The organism is Leptolyngbya sp. FACHB-321 (assembly GCF_014695975.1).
Classification (GTDB): domain Bacteria; phylum Cyanobacteriota; class Cyanobacteriia; order Leptolyngbyales; family Leptolyngbyaceae; genus Stenomitos.
Window position 1 is genome coordinate 259453 of record NZ_JACJPI010000042.1, and the last position, 19775, is coordinate 279227.

15 protein-coding genes are annotated in these 19775 nt (G+C 49.6%); 8 read left to right on the plus strand and 7 right to left on the minus strand.

Annotated elements, in window-relative coordinates:
* The first annotated feature begins 107 nt into the window (after window positions 1–107).
* Window positions 108–410 (plus strand): 30S ribosomal protein S14, encoded by a 303-nt coding sequence (gene rpsN, locus H6F76_RS06930; protein ID WP_190450374.1) that lies wholly within the window; start codon window positions 108–110, stop codon window positions 408–410.
* Between the two features lie 80 nt (window positions 411–490).
* Here rpsN and H6F76_RS06935 read toward each other — a convergent pair whose 3' ends face one another.
* Together H6F76_RS06935 and H6F76_RS06940 are read right to left on the minus strand one after the other, a co-directional pair.
* Complete coding sequence (locus H6F76_RS06935; protein ID WP_190507112.1) at window positions 491–820, minus strand: hypothetical protein; 330 nt, start codon at window positions 818–820, stop codon at window positions 491–493.
* Between the two features lie 140 nt (window positions 821–960).
* On the minus strand, window positions 961–2031 hold the full coding sequence (locus H6F76_RS06940; RefSeq protein WP_190506974.1) for a thiamine phosphate synthase: 1071 nt from the start codon (window positions 2029–2031) through the stop codon (window positions 961–963).
* Between the two features lie 309 nt (window positions 2032–2340).
* Here H6F76_RS06940 and H6F76_RS06945 point away from each other — a divergent pair, with 309 nt between their 5' ends.
* Together H6F76_RS06945 and H6F76_RS06950 are read left to right on the plus strand one after the other, a co-directional pair.
* On the plus strand, window positions 2341–4500 hold the full coding sequence (locus H6F76_RS06945) for a DUF1565 domain-containing protein (protein WP_190506976.1): 2160 nt from the start codon (window positions 2341–2343) through the stop codon (window positions 4498–4500).
* Window positions 4501–4688: 188 nt separating this feature from the next.
* Window positions 4689–5768, plus strand: a complete 1080-nt coding sequence (locus H6F76_RS06950; RefSeq protein ID WP_190507114.1) for an ABC transporter permease — start codon at window positions 4689–4691, stop codon at window positions 5766–5768.
* On the opposite strand, the gene H6F76_RS06955 is transcribed toward H6F76_RS06950, so the two are convergent.
* Window positions 5765–6160, minus strand: a complete 396-nt coding sequence (locus H6F76_RS06955) for a DUF2721 domain-containing protein (RefSeq protein ID WP_190506977.1) — start codon at window positions 6158–6160, stop codon at window positions 5765–5767. The two genes, H6F76_RS06950 and H6F76_RS06955, sit on opposite strands and share 4 nt — an antisense overlap.
* Window positions 6161–6290: 130 nt before the next feature.
* Between H6F76_RS06955 and H6F76_RS06960 the strand changes: the two genes are divergently transcribed.
* Both H6F76_RS06960 and H6F76_RS06965 read left to right on the plus strand, forming a co-directional pair.
* A complete protein-coding gene (locus tag H6F76_RS06960; RefSeq protein ID WP_190506978.1) occupies window positions 6291–7229 on the plus strand; it encodes an ABC transporter permease in 939 nt (312 codons plus the stop codon).
* 593 nt (window positions 7230–7822) lie between these two features.
* The gene (locus tag H6F76_RS06965; protein ID WP_190506979.1) at window positions 7823–8638 is read left to right on the plus strand and encodes a phytoene/squalene synthase family protein; all 816 of its coding nucleotides are present in this window, start codon (window positions 7823–7825) and stop codon (window positions 8636–8638) included.
* A gap of 134 nt (window positions 8639–8772) precedes the next feature.
* Here the strand turns inward: H6F76_RS06965 and H6F76_RS06970 are convergent, their stop codons facing one another.
* Together H6F76_RS06970 and H6F76_RS06975 are read right to left on the minus strand one after the other, a co-directional pair.
* Window positions 8773–9651 carry a 2-hydroxy-3-oxopropionate reductase gene (locus H6F76_RS06970; RefSeq protein ID WP_190506980.1) on the minus strand — a complete coding sequence of 293 codons (879 nt, stop codon included), beginning with the start codon at window positions 9649–9651 and terminating at the stop codon, window positions 8773–8775.
* 199 nt (window positions 9652–9850) lie between these two features.
* Entirely contained in the window at window positions 9851–11179 is a 1329-nt protein-coding gene (locus tag H6F76_RS06975) for a four-carbon acid sugar kinase family protein (RefSeq protein WP_190506982.1), read from the minus strand.
* A 116-nt stretch (window positions 11180–11295) separates the two neighbouring features.
* Between H6F76_RS06975 and H6F76_RS06980 the strand changes: the two genes are divergently transcribed.
* The 3 genes from H6F76_RS06980 (at window position 11296) to H6F76_RS06990 (ending at window position 15031) form a co-directional block, all read left to right on the plus strand.
* Window positions 11296–12876 (plus strand): cryptochrome/photolyase family protein, encoded by a 1581-nt coding sequence (locus H6F76_RS06980; RefSeq protein ID WP_190506984.1) that lies wholly within the window; start codon window positions 11296–11298, stop codon window positions 12874–12876.
* A 234-nt stretch (window positions 12877–13110) separates the two neighbouring features.
* Window positions 13111–14472, plus strand: a complete 1362-nt coding sequence (locus H6F76_RS06985) for a hypothetical protein (protein ID WP_190506986.1) — start codon at window positions 13111–13113, stop codon at window positions 14470–14472.
* A gap of 106 nt (window positions 14473–14578) precedes the next feature.
* Entirely contained in the window at window positions 14579–15031 is a 453-nt protein-coding gene (locus tag H6F76_RS06990) for a VOC family protein (protein WP_190506987.1), read from the plus strand.
* An 87-nt stretch (window positions 15032–15118) separates the two neighbouring features.
* Here H6F76_RS06990 and H6F76_RS06995 read toward each other — a convergent pair whose 3' ends face one another.
* Both H6F76_RS06995 and H6F76_RS07000 read right to left on the minus strand, forming a co-directional pair.
* A complete protein-coding gene (locus H6F76_RS06995) occupies window positions 15119–16933 on the minus strand; it encodes a penicillin-binding protein 2 (protein ID WP_190506989.1) in 1815 nt (604 codons plus the stop codon).
* Between the two features lie 182 nt (window positions 16934–17115).
* Window positions 17116–17706 carry a hypothetical protein gene (locus tag H6F76_RS07000; protein ID WP_190506991.1) on the minus strand — a complete coding sequence of 197 codons (591 nt, stop codon included), beginning with the start codon at window positions 17704–17706 and terminating at the stop codon, window positions 17116–17118.
* Between the last annotated feature and the right edge of the window lie 2069 nt (window positions 17707–19775).

Here is a 19775-nt window from a genome sequence, read left to right on the forward strand (position 1 = left end):
TCTGCACAAACTTCTATTTCAACAATTTTAATTGCGTTGACAAATAGCCTGCTTAATTCAGTACAATGGTAAGCTGTGTCTTAACTTAAAGAGCATCGGAATGACTCATGGCTAAAAAGAGCATGATTGAGCGCGAAAAGAAGCGCAAGAGAATGGTGGAACAGTATGCTGAGAAGCGTGCAACTTTGCAAGAGCAGTTTGCAGCAGCAACATCACAGCAGCAAAAACTAATTATCCACCGTCAGATTCAGCAGCTTCCCCGCAATAGCGCTCCCACCCGCATTCGCAATCGTTGTTGGGTCACTGGTCGCTCTAGAGGGTTCTACGGTGACTTTGGTTTGTCTCGTCACGTCCTGCGCGAAATGGCGCACCAAGGGTTATTGCCTGGTGTGGTGAAATCAAGCTGGTAACTAGAGTTGTTAGTTTTTGGTTGTTAGTTGAAGCCGCTTGATCCGTCTAAAAAACTAACCACTAAAAACTAATGACTATTTCACTGTCCGCAGCAGCGATCAATGCCCAAGCTGTCGAGCAATAGATCGCTGACGGCGTTGGCAACGGTGAATTCGCCAAAGAAACTGTTAGAAAAATCAAACGATTCCATTTCGGTGACGATCGCCATTACGAGCGAACCGAGATCGTTTTCTCCTTCCATGCGCTGCCGGACAAAGATCTGGGCAGCGCGTTTTGCTATTTGCTGGTTAGCGTCTTCTGGAATGAACTCTTGATTGAGCCATGCCAGCAAGGCTAGTCGCAGCCATTCACCTTCCTGCTCTGGGTTTTGGGCAGGCGGTAAAGTAATCGGTGGAATTGGGTCAGCCATCAGCGCAGTCGGGTTCACACGGTTGCTGCTACCTAGTGTAAGCCTGCGAGGGGCTTTGAGTACAAGGCTTGTCCAGTTCGCAGTCGCCACCAGTATCTCGTCAGTAACCGTCAAGCGATAGAACCGTTGGCTTTATCCTTTCAGCGATCGTGTACTGTGCCAAGCAAGGGCTGTGAGGTCAGTTGAGAAAGAAAATATTGAGTCGTTAGGGTTGGCTGGTCAGCATGCATGATGGCTCGCACGATCGCGACCCGTTTAACGTTAGCAGCGAGAACGTCAGGCAGATTGCTGGTATCAATGCCCCCGATCGCAAACCAGGGAACTGTCGCATGGGCAGCCGCATAGCGCACGTAGTCAAACCCAGCGGCAGGTCTACCGACTTTAGTCGGTGTTTCGTAAACGGGACCGACACCAATGTAGTCCGCTCCTTCATCAATGGCGCGATGGAGATCTTTGGGGCAGTGGGTCGAGCGCCCAATCAGTCGCTGAGAACCTAGCAGTTGTCTAGCAAGGGCGATCGGGATATCCTGCTGACCCAGATGCACGCCATCTGCATCCACCGCGATCGCCAGATCGACGCGATCGTTCACAATAAACAGCGCACCATAATGCCGACAGAGCTGAGAGAGTTTTTGAGCATTGCTTAGTCGAACCTCATCATCAGCGGTTTTATCCCGATACTGTACTAGCGTCAGTCCGCCTTTGAGTGCTGCTTCCACCGTAGCAAACAGGTTTTCAGTAGGGGATGTAACGAGGTAAAGGGACGATCGTTCTAAACGTTGATGCCGCTGATCTGCCGTCAACTGGCTTTCCAACGTGTATACCCGATAGCGCATTTGCTTGCACGCGGCTCCCATCTCTGGACTGTAAACTTTGCCGTATTCTTCTAGCACTCGCAGTGCTTCCTGAACACGACACAGATTGGCTTGCAGCACCGCCTGAACGCTCGATCGCTCTGCCTCCTTCGGATGTGTGAGCACTGTTCCAGCATCACCCGGTGTATCGCGCGCCACTCGTAAAGCAGGTGTATGCCAATGTGCCAGTTCTTGCCGTAGCTGTTTGCACTCATCCGTTAACAGCGCATTATCCAGCCCAAAGCGGCACCATTCTTCGATCGTTCTCAAGCCTTCACGGGCACGGTCTAAGTTGGCATCTAAAATGCGGCAGAGTGCAAGCTGCACAAACCGAGCTTGACTGTCTGTATTGCCCATAGGAAGTACCGATCGATTGCTCTGTCTAGGCTATCGAGTTACGGGACAGGAAGCCAACTTTAATAAATTTCCAACAGCCTCAAGAAGCTGGAAATTGTAAACAAAACTATGTGTTTCAAAGTTGGATGTATGGAGTAAAGTTGACCAGAGTTCATTACAGCTTCCCTTCAAGCTCAACAATCATCGGTTGTTTGGGCTGAGTTTTTGTTGTTATCAATCGCTGTGTCTAGAACGAGACACCTTTTCGTTCTCGTTTCTACTGGGCGATCGCTCCTTTGCTTGCTGCTACCAAAATTTGCTGCTACGAACATGGTTTACTCGCTTCCCCAACATCGGCTCTGGCAACGGTGTTCCTGCTTCTGTCTTTCTACGTTGGTTGGCTATGCGCTTTTAGCCAGTCTTGACCGTGGGCACGCTCAAGTTGCCGCGCAGGTACCTGTGGCATCCGCACCAATAATGAGTGCTACAGCGGTTACTCTTCTAGTTAATCCAACGAGTGGTGATGATGCGGTGGCAGATGGGAGCGATCGGGCACCATTCAAAACCATTACACGGGCGCTGCAAGTGGCTCCAAGCGGAACCGTCATTCTTTTGACATCGGGAACCTACAGCCAGGAGACGGGCGAAACCTTTCCGTTGCGCCTGAAGCCGGATGTGGCAATCCAGGGCAATACAGAAACGCGCGGTCAGGATATTGTGATTCAGGGCAACGGCTTTTTTCTCAGTCCAACCTTTGCGCGGCAGAAGGTGGCGATCGTCGGTGCCGATCGCGCCATCCTCGCTGGAGTAACAGTTAAAAACCCAGATCCACAGGGCTATGGTGTGTGGATTGAGTCTACCAGCCCAGCCGTGATCGACAGCACTTTTACTGAGAGCGGGCATGACGGCATTTCGGTAACGGGCAATGGGTCGCCGTTAATTCGCAACAACTTTTTCTACCAAAATGGTGCGAATGGCATTACCATCTATGGCACCTCGCGGGCAGAAGTGCGGGAGAACATTTTTGAGCAGACTGGTTTTGCCATCAATGTGAACCAGAAAGCGGCTCCACTGCTAGTTGGCAACCGCATTACCCAAAATAAAGATGGGATTGTGGTGCAGGCAAAAGCGCAGCCCATCCTACGAAACAACTCGGTGGAGGGTAATACGCGCGATGGATTGGTGGCGATCGCCCAGTCACGCCCCGATTTGGGAACGGCAACCGAACCGGGTGGTAACTCGTTTCGTAGTAATGGTCAGCTTGATGTGAATGCGAAACAGTCTGACCAACAGATTCCCGCCTTTGGCAATGATTTAGATAAAACTAGCGGCACGCTCGATTTGGCTGGCACCAGTGCGGTAGCGTCTACTCCCGCTGGGTCGCCCATGCCGTGGTCAAACTCGTCAGCATCGGGAAGCCCTACCCTAGTGTCAGCGACCGCATTGCGATCGTCTAGCAACGCTGACAACGCCACTGCTGGGAATAAAGCCACAGCGCGTAACCAAAAGCCAGTCTTTGCCCCGAGGCGGTCGATCGCCGCCACTGATACGAATACGATTCCGTTTGGTCAGCGTTTAGGTAGCGACCGACCTGCTAGAGCTGAACAGCCAGCGTCTTCATCCTTGCAGTCTCCCGCGCCAACGTTAGAGAAAGGAGCCACGGGTGGCATTTCAGCCTCATCCTTTCCAGTACCGCAAACTTCGGTGGTAGCGAAGCGTCCGGCGTTGCCACTGATAGCTCCTGCCAACACTGTCGCACAGCCGACCTTTCCTAAACCCTCAGCATCCTCTGGAGCCGCAACACAGGCATCAACGCCTCGCCCTATTCCAGTTGTGAGGCTTGCCACTGCCCCACAAATTGCGCCACAAGTGCCGTTGAAAGAGCCATTAGAGCCAAGTAGTAGAGCCTTGCCAACGGTGGTAGTGCGTCCATCGCGGCAGCAGCTTAGTTCGCCATCGATCGTGTCGGTTGCTAGCCCCACCAGCGTCATTACTAGCCCCACTAAACTTGCTCCACCACCAGTTGCACAACCGAGCGCAATTCCACGTACAGGCTCGATCGAAATTCCCGTCCCAGCACCAGAACGGCGATCGACTCCCTCTCCTGTGCGAGCTGTGGCATCAGAACGTGCGCTCGCGAGTGCCTCCACCCCGTTAACGAGTCCAGGCTTGCTGCCAGTACCCAGCCCGAACGCACCCATTGGCAATGTGGGCAACGCATCGATCGTTTACCGTACTCAGCAAACTGCATCTAGCGAGGGCTTTGCCTCTCGTGCTGCATCGGGCTTGCGCTATCGTGTGGTGGTTGCACCTGCGGACGATAGCCAGCAAGCGCTGCTACGGACTACCTTTCCCAATGCCTTTCGCACCTTTGTGAAGGGACGGGCTTTAATGCAGGTGGGTGCCTTTGGCGATCGCACTAAAGCCGATCAGTTGATGCAAACGCTCAGTAGTCAGGGCGTTCAGGCAATGGTTGAAACGTTGGAGTGAGATTGTTAGTTGCTAGCTTCTTTCGCTCAGGCTAAGTAGCTGGGCGTGATCATTTATAAGCGTTCGTTGGCTTCTGCAAAGCGTTCTGGTTCAGCAAGCTGGAGACTGAGTGAGCGATCGCCTGATACAGTGCGAAACAGGTAACTTAGGGTAGGATACGTGTCATTGCTTCCTATCGCGTCTCCTAACTGCTTGTGAACGATCGCGCTCGTTGGCTTTTGCCTGTTTTATCGCCGTTTTTGGCGATCGCTGCCGCCTTGCTGGTTGGTTCAGGGCTAATTGCGATCGCGGGCGTCAGTCCCCTCAAAGCCTACTCTGTTCTTTTTACAGAATCCCTCGCCAACTACTACGGTTTTAGCAATACACTCACTAAAACGGCACCACTTTTGCTGACGAGCTTGGGCATTTTGGTTGCTCTCAAAGCGGGACAGTTCAACATTGGTGGGGAAGGTCAAATCTACATGGGTGGCTTGGGCAGCGCTCTAGTCGGGTTGTATGTGCATGATTTGCCCCTTGTCCTTCACGTACCGCTAGCACTGCTGGGCGGCTTTTGCTTAGGCGGTTTATGGGGTCTTATCCCTGGCTACTTGAAGGCAATACGGGGTGTGAATGAGGTGATCACGACTCTCTTGCTTAACTACATTGCACAAAATCTGGTGAGTTATCTGGTGAGTGGTCCCATGAAAGACCCAGATGCCCCTACACCCTACAGCGCTCTGATTGATGCGTCTGCCCAGTTACCAGTGATTCTGCCGCAAACGCAGACCCATGCTGGAATTTTACTGGGAGTGCTGGCAACCATCATTCTGTGGGTTGTCTTTGCCCGATCGCCCGTCGGCTACCAGATCGAAACCGTGGGGCAAAATCCGATTGCTGCTCGCTATGCCGGTATCTCGGTGGAACGCACCATTATGCTAGTCATGGCACTGTCTGGAGGCTTGGCAGGTTTGGCTGGTTCTGGTGAAGTCATGGGTTTGAAATATCGTCTGTTTGAGAACTTTTCGCCCGGTTACGGGTTTGACGCGATCGCGATCGCCTTTCTCAGTCGGGGCAACCTGGCAGGCGTATTGCTTACATCGCTCTTTTTTGGAGCCTTACGCGGGGGTGCTAATGTAATGCAGCGCAGTGCTGGCGTACCTGTCACCGTTGTTTATGCCATTCAAGGTCTGACCGTTCTCTTTATTGCTATCAGTCTGGTTTTGGAGCGGAAAGTGGTTGCACCGCCACAGCCTCCTGCCCCACTTGCTGCTACCACAACTGAAACCTAACGTTGGTTCTCAAGATCGCGCAAGTGAAGATCAAGGGCATCGATCGAAACCTGAATCTCACGTACCGAAAGCGCAAGGGAGCAAATCATCAACAGCAAACTCACCCCAAAAAGTATGCTGCCAAGCCAAACCTGCCCTACAAATAAAACAGACATACAGACCACACAAAGCAGAAAGCTGCTCACGCCTAAAAACTGCATATCACGCACTAAGCGCACGCGATAACGAAGGCTAAGAATTTCGACCAGAGTAAGCGGATTCGGTGTGACCTTGTACTCAGAGTGCAAACTGCGGATCAGCGTTGCCAAGGTCAGAAAGCGATTAGTGTAAGCCAGCAGCAGCAGCGAAATAGCAGGAAACAGCAGAGCAGGCGTTGTTAACGTAAGTTCCATGGTGAACAGAAGTGAAGGATGCTTTGACAGTAAATTAAAGGAGCATAAAGGCAGAAGGCTAAAGGCAGAAGGCTGAACTCAAAACTCAAAGCTCAAAACTCAAAACTTTCTCTCACTCCTCACTTTCTCCATGAACGATTTTGCCTTCCTGTCTGATTACCTGTCTGCCAGTCTGCGGCTAACAATGCCATTGGCGTTTGCGGCGCTAGGTGGGCTGTGGTCTGAGCGATCGGGTGTACTTAACATCGGGTTAGAAGGAATGTTGCTGACGGGCGCTTTTGTTGGAGCGGCAGCAACGTTTTATAGCAATCAGAATGTCTGGCTGGGCATTTTTGCAGCGGTCCTTAGCGGTGGGCTGGTAGGGCTACTCCATGCCTACCTGTGTGTCACCTTGAAGGTCAATCAGTTGGTGTCGGGCTTGGCAATTAATTTATCAGCAGCAGGGCTAACGGCGTTTATGTCGCGGCTTGTGTTCAACAGCACCACCACTCAAACCTTGCCAGGGTTGCCGACGATCGCCCTTCCCGGCTTGACCCAGATTCCGATCGTGGGTTCGCTTCTGTTTAATCAAGATCCTCTGGTCTACCTACTGTTGTTTTTGTTGCCATTGAGCACGTATATCCTCTTTCACACCAGCCTTGGCTTGACCCTGCGAGCAGTGGGAGAATATCCCCGTGCTGCTGATACAGCAGGCATTCGAGTGTCTCAGGTTCGTTATCTCAGTGTGGTGTTAAGTGGCTGTTTGGCAGCGTTGGGAGGTGCCTATTTAGTGCTGGTACACGTCAAATTTTTTACAGAGGATATTAGTGCAGGTAAGGGCTTTATTGCGCTGGCAGCATTGATCTTTGGGCGTTGGCATCCTGTATATACGGTGCTAGCTTGCCTGCTCTTTGGTGCGACGGAGGCGTTGCAACTGCGGATTCAAGCGTTTAATCTCAATATTCCCTATCAGTTTTTGGTGATGCTGCCCTATGTCATTGCGCTGCTAGCGATGGTAGGTCTGGCAGGCAAAACAACTCCTCCGGCAGCACTGGGCGTTCCCTATAGCAAGGAAAGTACAGGGAGTTAACTTTACATTTCTTAAAACGACGCGATCGAACCAGTTAGCGTTTTGTCAGGAGAAGGGAGCAATTCAAACAGTTGGGTGATGGCGTATCTACGAAAATGTGCCAATGTGTTTTGTATCCGTTACTGAAGGTTCTACTGACAGATTTTTTGCTCATTGTGACTGGCTCACTCTTTTAGGCAAGCTATTGCTGTTTGAGGTGAGCTTCTACGTTAGATAAGCTTTTTTGTCAACCGTAAGCGTAAAGTCAGGAACAAAGCTGTTGGCAAAATGTCATTCAAGCTAGCGTAAAAGCGCACGATCGAAACCCTTTGTTATCAGGCATCTACGGTATCTTTGACGTTTCATAAAACCTAGTGAAAGGATCGTTCGGCTGCTTTTTTGTTTGTCCTACTCGTTGTCTCAAAGCCTTGCTTTGAAACAGCATCAGTAGATGTTTTAGACATGCGTTCCTAGCGCTTATTAAGGCACTCTTATCGTCATGCTGCCTTATGTCTTGAAAACTTGAGCATTGCCCAGATCACTTCTAAGTAAAAATTAAGTTTTTTGCTATATATTTAGAGCGAACTCGGTGTGGTGGTTAGAGGAGTAAAAGAATGGAGTTACGTAAAAGCGCTTTAGAGGTTTTGCAGGAAACTAGTCGGACATTTTATATCCCGATTATCCGCTTGCCGTCGGGGCTTCAAGAAGCAGTCAGTTCTGCCTATCTCTGTATGCGGGCGATCGACCAAATCGAAGATCACCCTGATCTGGATAATGCACTGAAGGTCAGGCTCCTGCAAACGATTAGTCTCGCGTTTCAGGCAGCCACCGATACGATCGATGCAGAAGCACTAGCGGCAGAACTGTGTCAGCAGACGAGCCTGTTAGAAGAAGTAAGCATCCGTATTGGTGAGTGGGCCATGCTGGCACCTGGCGCGATCGCACCACGGGTGTGGGATGCATCTGCAGCAATGGCAGACCGGATGGCATACTGGGTCGATCGCAACTGGGCGATTGAAACGACCGCAGATCTCGATCGCTATACGTTTAGCGTGGCAGGCACCGTAGGGCTATTGCTGTCTGACTTGTGGGCTTGGCATGATGGCACTACAACCAATCGGACTCATGCGATCGGCTTTGGACGCGGTTTACAGGCTGTCAACATTTTACGCAACCAGGCTGAAGACCTGGAGCGTGGTGTCAGCTTTTTCCCCGAAGGTTGGGATTACGAAAGAATGTATGCTTACGCGCAGGGCAATCTGTCGCTTGCCGATGCCTATACCCATGCCCTGCCGCTAGGTCCAGCACTCGATTTCTGTCAGATTCCCCTGGCTCTGGCGCACGCCACACTGGATGCGATGGCTCATGGCGAAGCTAAACTCAGCCGCACGAAAGTCATCGCGCTGGTTGAGCAGTTGACTAGCAGTTAAGTAGGGCAAACTCTTTCTTGTCTAGCGTTACTCTTGCTGTCGTTAACTTAGGGGCACGGCAATTGCTCACGCCCCTATAAGGTTAGTCGCCTTGACGCTGATTGCAACCCGTAAACGCTCTAGTTAAGAGCGTATTAATCGATCGCGGCTAACAACTCATACAGCGTCACCAAGGCAGCATTGTCCAGGTCGCCTTTACCTTGAGCGAGCAAGGCATCCATCATGCTTGTCACCTGGGCAGAGCCAAACAGCGGCACACCCGTTTCTCGTCCCGTTTGCAAAACAATATTCATGTCTTTGCGGTGGAGAACGAGCTTAAAGCCCGGTTGAAAATCGCCTTCCAGGATACGTTTGCCGTGAACGTCTAAAACACGGCTTTGGGCAAACCCACCCATCAGCGCTTCACGGACTCTGGCGACATCCACACCTGACTTCTTTGCCAACGTGAGCGCTTCTGCAACGGCTTGAACGGTCAGCGCAACAACGATCTGGTTACAGGCTTTCGTCACCTGCCCGGCTCCGGCTTCCCCAATGTAGACAATGTTTTTGCCCATTGCTTGCAAGATTGGCAGCGATCGCTGAAATGCAGGTTCATCCCCACCGACCATAATCGACAGCGTTCCCTGCTGTGCCCCAATGTCCCCCCCTGAAACTGGAGCATCCAGTGCATCAACTCCTTTCACCTTCAGTGCTGTGTAGACTTGGCGGGCGGTTGCAGGGGCGATCGTAGACATATCGACATACAGCAAACCTGGTTTTGCTCCCTCGATGATGCCGTTGCTGCCCAGCGCTACTGCTTCCACGTCGGGTGAATCCGACACGCAGCTAATCACTACATCCACCTGTTCGGCAACCGCTTTGGGTGAATCTGCCAGCACTGCCCCTTCTGCCGCTAGCGCTTCCATCGCAGGACGACTACGGTTATAAACCACTAGCGGATAGCCCGCTTTGAGTAAGTTTCGCGCCATCGGCTTGCCCATGATGCCGAGTCCGATAAAGCCAATGGGTTGCATAAGAAGTAAGGGGTAAGGAGTGAGGGGCAGGGGGAGTGGAGGGAGAAGAGAGGCGTTTTGAATGTCTGCTCCAGCTTAGCCACTGCATGAACGCGCCGCGTTGCTAGTGAGTTTTGGGTTGCAAGAGAGCGGTGAGGACTTAATTGTCAAAGATACAAGTCTGTTTCTACTTTGCAGTCGATGAGGAGGAGACACAACATTACTGGTCGTGTCTCCTCAAGCGCTGATAGACCGTTGCTAGGGCATTGGCGTCACCCACGTTGCCAGGGAAGAGAACGACGGGCAAATCGGGAAACTGGGGGTGATTGGAGGGGGTTCGTACCATGGAAACACCTGCAAGCACTTGCCCTAATAAACGAGCCGTCCTTAGTGCTAGACCGTTGCTGAGTGTGTCGTTGGAAGTGATGCCGCCTTTGCTGATAAGAAAGCCGATGTCGTTGGGTAGGTGACGAATGATGTCCATAAGCAAGGCAGAAACAGCTTCACCAAAGTCTAACCGGGTCTGTGTATCGTCAAAGGTGAGTTCTTGACGACTGGTGTAAACAACAGGGCTTTTGCCTGCAGCCTGAGCGGTGTTGATCTGCTGCATCGCTTCGGCAAGGAGGGACGATTTCGCCTCCTCCGTTTTCTCTAACAACCGAGCCACTTCTAGCTCGACACCGACGATCCCCCGTTGCGCCAAAAGCTGTTCTAGTTGCTCAGTCGTCTTCTTAACGTGAGAGCCAACAATGATGGCTCCTGGCTTCCCGTGACGGACGTAGTTTGCCATCGCTTCTGAGGCGATCGGCTGGGGTGGTAAGGCTGCTAATGCCGTCAACAGGCTTGCCGCACTGCGAAAGAGAAACCGTTTGCCCTGGGATGCTGCGGTGAGAACATCGGCAGCAAAACGATTCAGGTCATCCTGGGTTTCTGCATCTACCACGCCGCACTGATTGTCGTGGAGTTGCAGCAAGCGATCGAGTACGCCAGCGCGAAGGTCTTCGAGCAAAAAACGCTCTACGCGATCAGCAGCCACCTTGCCGCTAGTTTTCTCCTCGACATAGGCAGGCAAATAGCTGTGGTGATAGCCAAACACCGAGTCACGCGCAAACTCGGTTTCATGCACGGGTGTATCGATCCCGTTGACCTTGAGGTAATGGATGCTGTCTTTCGTGGTGCGTCCACCTTCAAAAAAAGCAGGCGTGAGGAAATGGGCATCGAAGGGACCCAGTTCCTCGGCAATGACATCTGTTTCAATCGGGTAGTGTCCGCGCAGAGTCGAGTCCGATCGACTCACGACTAGAAAATCATGAATAGCTTCAAGTTCGATCGCTGCCTTCAAGTTCTGGCAAACCTCTCGCGTTACTGCTGCCGCTTTTTCTGGTGTCAGTGCCCGCGTATTCGTCAACACGAAAAAAATAGGAGCGTCGTCTGCCAAGCCCAACCGGAGTGTTTCCACATCCCACTGCATCAGCAACAGACAACTGTGAACCGTTTGCGATCCTGTGGGATCGTCGTCTAGAACAATGATTCTGGGTTGGGTCGTCATAGGTGGCGTGGCGGAATTTGCTGTTAGCTCATTATCACGCGAGATGGGTGAAGGAAATAGTGTGAGGAGTGTAGGGTGTAGAGGAAAAAGCTAAAAGCTGAAGCTGGGGGCTAACAATGACGATCGGCGTTTGGGTTTTGGGTGATCAGCTTTGGGCGGAGCAGGCAGCGTTGCAAAGCTGTTTTGATCAGCAAAAATCAACTCCGGTCATCTTTATTGAGTCGCTAGATCATGTGCAAGAGCGACCGTACCATTTGCAAAAGCTAGTGCTGGTGTGGTCAGCAATGCGTCACTTTGCTGAGGCTCTGCGGCAGGCGGGTTGGTTAGTCGCGTATGAGCAAGCGGATGATTTTCTAACGCCGCTCAAGGCATGGATTGAGGCTCATCAGATTACAGAACTGCGGGTGATGAGGCCGAACGATCGCCCCTTTGCCCGCCTCATTCAATCACTACCCCTGCCTTGCACTGTCACTCTGGTTTCTAATAATCACTTTATTTGGAGCGAAGCCGACTTTAGGGAGTGGGCGGGCGATCGCAAACGACTGGTGATGGAAGACTTCTACCGCGAAGGTCGTCGTCGCTGCAACATCCTCATGGCAGGGAAGCAGCCTTTCGGTGGTCGCTGGAACTTTGACCAGGACAATCGCAAGCCGCCCAAAGGCAAACTGACGCTGCCCGAAGCCCTCTGGTTTGCACCGGATGCAATCACGCAGGATGTGATTGCTTGGGTTAAGCAGGATGACCGCTTCAAAGCCAGTCAGCAGTATTGGCAAAGTGAGCCGTTTCAATGGGCAGTCACTCGTGATCAGGCGCTCCAGGTGCTGCACTTTTTCCTGACGATGCGCCTTTCTGATTTTGGTCCCTATCAGGATGCAATGGTGACGGGCGAAATAACCATGTGGCACGCTATGTTGTCGCCTTATCTCAACCTCGGACTCCTGCATCCGCTGGAAGTTGTGGAGGCAGCCGAGCAGGCATATCTTGACCATCAAGACACCTGGAGCCTTAGCAGCGTTGAAGGCTTTATCCGCCAGGTTTTAGGCTGGCGCGAATATATGCACGGCGTTTACAACTTCATGAGTGATGACTACCCAGACCGCAATTGGTTCAACCACACTCAGCCGCTCCCCAACCTTTACTGGACAGGCGAAACATCAATGAATTGTCTGCATCAGATCCTCACACAAGTGAAGGAAACTGGCTATGCACACCACATTCAACGCCTGATGGTGCTGAATAACTTTGCGCTGATTGCCGGTATTTCTCCCCAAGCCATTGAAATCTGGTTCCATGCTGCGTTTGTCGATGCCTATGATTGGGTCATGCAAACCAATGTCATCGGTATGGGGCAATTTGCCGATGGTGGCGTGCTAGCATCCAAACCCTACGCTGCTTCTGCCAACTACATCAACAAGATGAGTGACTACTGCGGCAAGTGTACCTACAACCCCAAAGCCCGCACAGGTGAAAAGGCTTGTCCCTTCAATTTCTTTTACTGGGATTTTCTCGATCGCCACCGCGCCAAACTTACCTCTCAGGGACGCATGAGCTTTATTCTCCAAAACTTGGGCAAAATAGCACCGGAGGAGTTGCAGGCAATCAGGGAGGAAGCGATCGCCTGGCACAGCAATAATGTCCAAGACGATCGCCAAGCTCAAGCAGGCATGAACATAGACAAGAAGCAAACGCTTAAATAACCCAAAGGGTACTACTAGCTTTTTGATTTTGAAACAGAATAAAGGTGATCTAAGCAGATCATCTAGCGTTCCGACTTGAAATTTGAAAGCATACTGAGACTAGAAACCTCTCCTAGTGGCACTCCTATATCGGAATCTCCTCAAAAAATAACCGAATTCTTGTAGAAAACCCTGGTAACTAGGTACAGGGTGTTTGAGCTTAGAAATTTTCCAGCCAAAAAATAGAGGATTTTGATGACTTCTCACCAAGAAGAGACCGTGCAACAAAACCAGACCACTGCTTCTGATTATCAAAATAACAGCCGTCCAGAGCTTAAGGTCACCGTTCTTCCGGCAGTACATACTCAAAAATTTGTTTTAGAAAATATTAAGCAACTAAGAGAACGGATTGCTAAAGACATTAGAGATTTTGATCAGAAAAACTTACCTGAGGACTTACAAACCGAAATCCCCAAGCTTGCTGTCCTGCTGCAAAGAATTGAACGCTTAGCGTTAAACACTAATCAAGCCAAAAAGTTAGGCGCGCTGAACAGCTTGGTCTGCTCACTTGAAGTTGCACTCTCGTCTTTATTTCAGAAGAAACTCACTAAAGAATTCACTCGGCAAATTCGGCTTGATGTTGAACAAGAGGTGATTGGATACGAACAGCCACCCGTCTTAAGATTGTTCGTTAGCCATTTCTCATACATCTGGCACACAAAGTCAGTCCGCCTTAGTGTCATTTATGGACTTTTTTGGTCGTTTGTCATTATGTTTGGGGGGCTTTTTTCACTAGCTCTCATTCAATATACAATCTATAGCTCCAAGGCAAACGCTGAAATTGCAAAGAAGAGTACAGATGGAAAAACAGATGGAAATGATGAGAAGAATAAAATTTTAGAGAATCTCTACGCCCAGCTAGCGGAAGCCAACTCGGACGTTGAAAAATTTGATGATCAAATTGATAAGCAGAATAAGAAGGTAGAGGAGCTCAGTACCGAACTATATCAAGTCGTGACAAGTGCACCCTTTGCTAAAGACGTAAAGAATGAAAAGATCGCTGAGCTTAAGAAAAACGACAAGATCGCTGAGCTTAAGAAAAACATTGCACAAACGAATAAAAGTTTAACTCAACTTGAAGAAAGGCAAAAAATCGCTTTGATAAGGGGACAAAACTCATTTTTACAAATCACTAGCGTCGATAGTTTTTCAAAAACACTAAATCAAATACTGTGGGTCGCAGCAGCAGGAACACTAGGCAGTATTGTGAGTATTCTGATTCGTGTGATTGGGAAATCTTATGATCAAGAGGCATATTACGATCGACTCACGCCCATCTTCATTGGCTTCTTCAAACCTGTCATTGGCGCATCGTTTGGTGTTCTGTTTCTAGCCTTTATTAAGGCTGGGGTGGTAAGCACACCGCTCATCCCTGATATGAGTAAACCTGCTAGTTCAGAGTTGACTGTAAGAACGTCTGACAATCCAGAAACAAAGGCTGGCTTCTTTCTTTTCTCGGTTGGGTTTATCGTTGGGTTTAGCGAACGGTTAGCAAAAGACACGATTAGTAAATTAGAGGGCAGTAGTAGTGCCAGCAAGGAAGAGGGCAAAGGGTAACAGCACTCGTTTGATCGCCGTTCGCCACTCAGGATGACAGTTTTACCTCTTAAGCTATCCTCTAAGCTTCTGACAGTCATAATCCAGGCTCTCCACCTTAAACGCTATGCATCACGTTTCAATTCGGACGGCACATATTTTTCGAGCGATCGCCTTTTACGAACAGCTCGGCTTTCAAGTGCAAGAGCGCTTCACCACAGGTTACACATTGGCTTGCTGGATGGAGGGCTTAGGCGGACGAATTGAACTCATTCAAATCCCTCAACCAAAACCAGCACCCGATGCCTTTGGTGACGAGCATTATGTCGGTTACTACCATCTCTCGTTTGACTTGACTGCCGTTACAGACGATTTGACGCAATGGCTAGATGCCTTGAGCGATCGCGTTGCACAAGCTGCCGAGGCGCAACCCGACCAGTTTCAACCGCTGAACGTGCTGCTGAAGCCAGAACAACAAATGATTGGCGATCGGGTTTACGAAGTCGCGTTTATTGCTGATACAGATGGGCTACCGCTGGAGTTTTTGAGAGAAATGCAGAGGGAAGGGCTGAAGGCTTAAAGGCTGAACGCTCAAAAGTGGAGTCAACCGTGAACAGCCCATTCACAACACCCCTGCTTCCCTAGCTCTCTCTGCTTCCCTAACTCCTTACCTGCCCACCTCACTTGTGACTGAAACGCTGGGAGGAATTTTCTCAAGGCTAATGATTGCTCCCATCACGGCTTTGACTATAGGCGCAGCGACGGTCGAGCCAAACGCATCGCCACCTTTAGGTTCATCGACCACCGCAAGGACAACATAGCGCGGTGACTCAATGGGAAAAACCCCTACAAAGCTGGTGATTTTAGCGCGATCGAGGTAGCCGCCATTGGGATTAGCTTTTTGTGCTGTACCAGTCTTACCACCAATGCGGTAGCCAGGAATCTGAGCACTTTTACCTGTACCTTTGCTGACCACGGCTTCCATCATCGCCATCACAGTTTGGGACGTTGCTTTGGAGAAAACAGGACGCTTCGTGGGAAAATTGGGCTGCCAATAGGGTTGCCCTTTGCTGTCAAACAGTCCCCGAACGATATGAGGCGTGACCAACCTGCCGCCATTTGCCAGCACCGCGTGCATTTGAACCAGGTGAATGGGGGTCAGTGAAAAGCCTTGACCAAAGGAAGTTGTTGCTCGTTCGATCGGGGATTCTAAAAAGGTTTTTTTGTCTTTGAATTGTCCTGCTGTCTCGGATGGTAAGTCGATGCCAACAAGTTCGCCCATCCCAAGACGCTTCAGCCAGGTGTAATACACGCTGGGTTTAATCTGCTGTACAACGTGAACCATACCAACGTTGCTGGAGTATTCCAGAATTTCCGAGAGGGTAATGTTTCCCCTGCCGCCTGAGCTTGAGTAATCAAAGTTTTGGATGGGCCAACCGCTGACCTGAATCTGCCCCTCGTCATAAAAGGGGGTGTCAGGTTTGACAGAGCCAGTTTCTAGTGCAATCGCCACATTAATCGGCTTAAAGGTTGATCCCGGTTCGTACAGGTCAGAAAGCGCCCAATTCTTGAAGCGATCCAGGGGATATTTAAAGTATTGGTTGGGGTCATAGGACGGAGTTGATGCCAGCGTCAGAAGTGAGCCATCGCGTACATCCATCACGATGACGGTGCCGCGTTTAGCATCAAACTTTGTCACCTGCTGCTGTAACGCTGCAATCGCCACTCGTTGTAGTCGGCTATCTAATGTAAGTTGCAGTTGCCAATCATCCACATTTAGAAACCCACCGGGCACTTGGTCGGGCATCAGCGACCCGTCACCCATACGCCGTAGCCGCACCGGACTAACGATGCGTTCTAGCAAGCGTTGTTGGCTCAACTCTAGCCCTGCTTGCCCTTTATGCTCATCGTTGACATAGCCCAGCACGTCGGCTGCCATGTCTTTGTGAGGATAGAGCCGCTGTTGGCTTTGCAGTAGCTCCAATCCATCAGCTTTTAGGTTCGCAACCTGATCCGCCACACTTTCAGAAAGGGCATATTCTACCCGAATGCCTGTTTCACCTTGATCAAGCTTTTTTGTCAGGTCAGTCGTCGATTTTTGTAAAAGGGGAGCCAGTTTCTCAGCGATCGCCTGTTTGGATTCCTTAAAGAGTTTGGGATGGGCAAACAAGGTATAGACCGGACGATCTAACGCTAAAACTGTCCCGGTGCGATCGATGATCTGACGACGTGGCACGAAGGGGCGCATATAAAGCATCTGCTGCTCTTGTGCCAGCTTTTGCAATGCAGGAGCCTCCGCAATTTGAAGGCGACCCAGGTTCAGCAGTAGCAGTCCGCATCCTACCGTTAGCGCACCCCAAACTAGCACCAACCGAAACGTTGGCTGATTTACTAACGCTGTGCGATCGATCCGTTTAGGGCGGCTGCCAACGGGTAAGCGACGCACACGCTGCGGTGACAGAGAACGGGGAGGATTACTCATAGAGCCTTGCTTGATCAAGTAGAGGTGTTGCTTGTGAAGGCAGGATGTAGGTATAGGATATACCGCATCCAAATGAGAATCGCCATGTAAACTTTTTTAGGCACTGGCGGTATAGCCTGTGAAGCCAGCGCGTAGGACTTCGGTGTATGTTTGCTAGGTGAGAACCGCCACAACAGCACCAACTAATATCCCAAAGGCGTTTTTGGAACTGCTTCTGCTTGCGGTAGGTTAGTGCTCGGACTGGATGCTGAGCGTTGCAGAGCGGGCTGCAGAAAAATTGTGCTGTCAGGGGTTTGTGGTACTAAACCTGAACCTGGTTGCCCTGCCTGGAGCGCTAATTGATTCTTCAAACTTTCGTTCGTTGCAATCATCTCTCGTTCGTTCCGCGTCAGTGTCTTGAGCTTGCGATACTCCTTGCTCCAGAGCTGCTGAGTATAAACGGTGCTGCTGTAGACAAACAGCGTTGCTGTTACCAGTACAAACGCAACGACCACAGAACTACGCTGCGCCTGAATCAGCAAGCGCAGCCACAATGGCATAGTCTCTGTTGCCGGAAACCGTTTGACCGCTGACATTCCCGATTCCGGAGCGGAGACTGCTCTCAGGGGTGATCTAGAGGCTGGAGGGGCGCTATGCAACGAGCGTTGCTGAAGGCTAGGCTTACCAACACTTTTTTTGCCAAGGTTTTGCTTTGCTGTCATTGGATAAAGAGGCGATCGACGAGTCGAAGGGGGTCGTCGAGTTTGGGGGGCAGATCGAAACGCAGTAGACATCAGCTCTTCATCACTCCTTTAACACACGTACAGCTTATCCTCGTTGCGAGCCACGCTGTACTACTCAACGTACCCAGATTAAGGTTGAGGTTCCCCATCCTTTGTGCAGAGACAACCTTTGAGCATAATGCGTCGATCGCAGCCCATTTCGTTATCGCTAGTGCTTCTAGAGTCACGATCTGCACCAAGAATACCAGCCAGTCTACTCCAACCGTTCGATTTTCAAACAAAAATAAAGTGGGCTAAGACGAACACGTTGAGCTTGACGGTTAAATTTCTTAAGCGTTATTGAATAGCAGGCTGAAGCAAGCCGGGACAGGAGCATCCCAAAACTTGAGCTAGGGCAGCAGCACTTGAACCGCATCTTTCAATATTTCCCTGAGCTTGGAGTCACACAAAGTTTTGTGATGTATGCGCACGAGTGCTACGACCAGGTTTTTCACTTCCATATCTGCCACGTTAGAGGCAAGCAGGGTGCGGCGTCGGGTCAATGGAGGTATCTTCAAGTCCACGTCTTGCTAGCCGCAGACTATTGAGATGGCGATCAGTCAACGTAAGAGTAATTCTAAGTCAACGTGGCTTTTCAGTACTTATACCGCTACGCCTTGGTCATCTATTGGCAAAGCATCACTACCAAGCACCAATGCATGATATAGAGAACTGTTGAAAAACCAGTACAGAGTACTTCTAAAATCGCAATGCCGCTTCTCGCTATTTCCACTAACGTATGCTTTCTGCCCTTGCTTAGATGAACAGTATGTAAAAATACGGTAAAATTTTTCCTTTTTGAGATATTAAGTACAACTTTGCTTTATTGTGTATAGAGAAGAAATTTACAAAAGAAATAAGTCAGGTTGTCTCGTTTCTTTAATGAAAGCCGGTCTGTATACACTGTTATGAGGAGAGGGTGAAAATACTACCTTCATACGTACTCGCGACGTAAATTTTCAATTGTAGTTCTATTGCGTCTGCAAAGCCTGTTATTTAGCTAGGAAAGTGAAATTCTAGCTGGATGGATTTGGTGTAAATATTGAAAGCTGTTTCGATAGCAAATCTTGAGATTAATAGAGTATGTCTATAACCTTTGGACCGGAGCTTATAAGCCTGTTCTATAGAGATTAATTGCGTTCTGATAGCAGGCAGCTTTCAAAGCTTTGATGAAACAGCCAAACCCTATGAAAAATATTTACTGTTGAATCCAGTGCACCGAAATTCATTCCTATCAGAAAGCAAGGGCAACAGAAAAGCATCTGCAATTAAATTGCCAATTTCCAAAACTCATACGGATTTTTGGGTCGCCTATGGAGTCGTTCTACTCAGCGAACGATAGCGAACCGTCGGCAAAGAAACAGGCAAAACTAGCTAGATTTATCGCTTCAACAATACATTGAGGCAACAAGTATCTCGCTCAGTCCGCAAAACTTTTTTCTCAAAATCAGCAGAGATCATATTGGTGCCATTGGGTCTTTCATCTATCGCTACAAAGCATCATTACTTTTGTATCACTATCAGGTTTAACTATACTTATACCTAATCGAAACTCTACAATACTAGACTGCCTATTTAGGTTTATTTTTATTAGTCTAAGTAATATCACTGGATACCTAGGTTACTTCAGCTGCGTATAACCACTATGTTTTGCAGGTTGCTCAAAAACTGAAAAATAGTCTGTAAAGAATACCCAATTGCCTCGCCAAAATAGTTCTACAAGATTAGTTAATGCCTAAGCTTTTCGTACCTCATTACCAAGCTAAGATACTGTGACCTTTGGCATCGCCTCAGGTACGTACTTTCCCTAGCTACATTAGGTCCTTCATAAAGTTATATTTCTAAATATGCCACTTCCACCGCAGAAGAGAGATGAAGCTAAAAAAGCTCTGATGAAGCTGATAAAGCTCTAGCGAAATTAATATGAAGTTGGTGGCTAGTAAGTATAGTAACTTTCTCCTAGAGGGTAATCTATAGAAGATAAGCAAATAAGCAGAAGAGGCATTTGTATAAATGTCGTCAGTCTTAAAGCCAATGCTGCTTTGATATTTCCGTAAAGCAGCTTTTTACTCTTGAGGCAT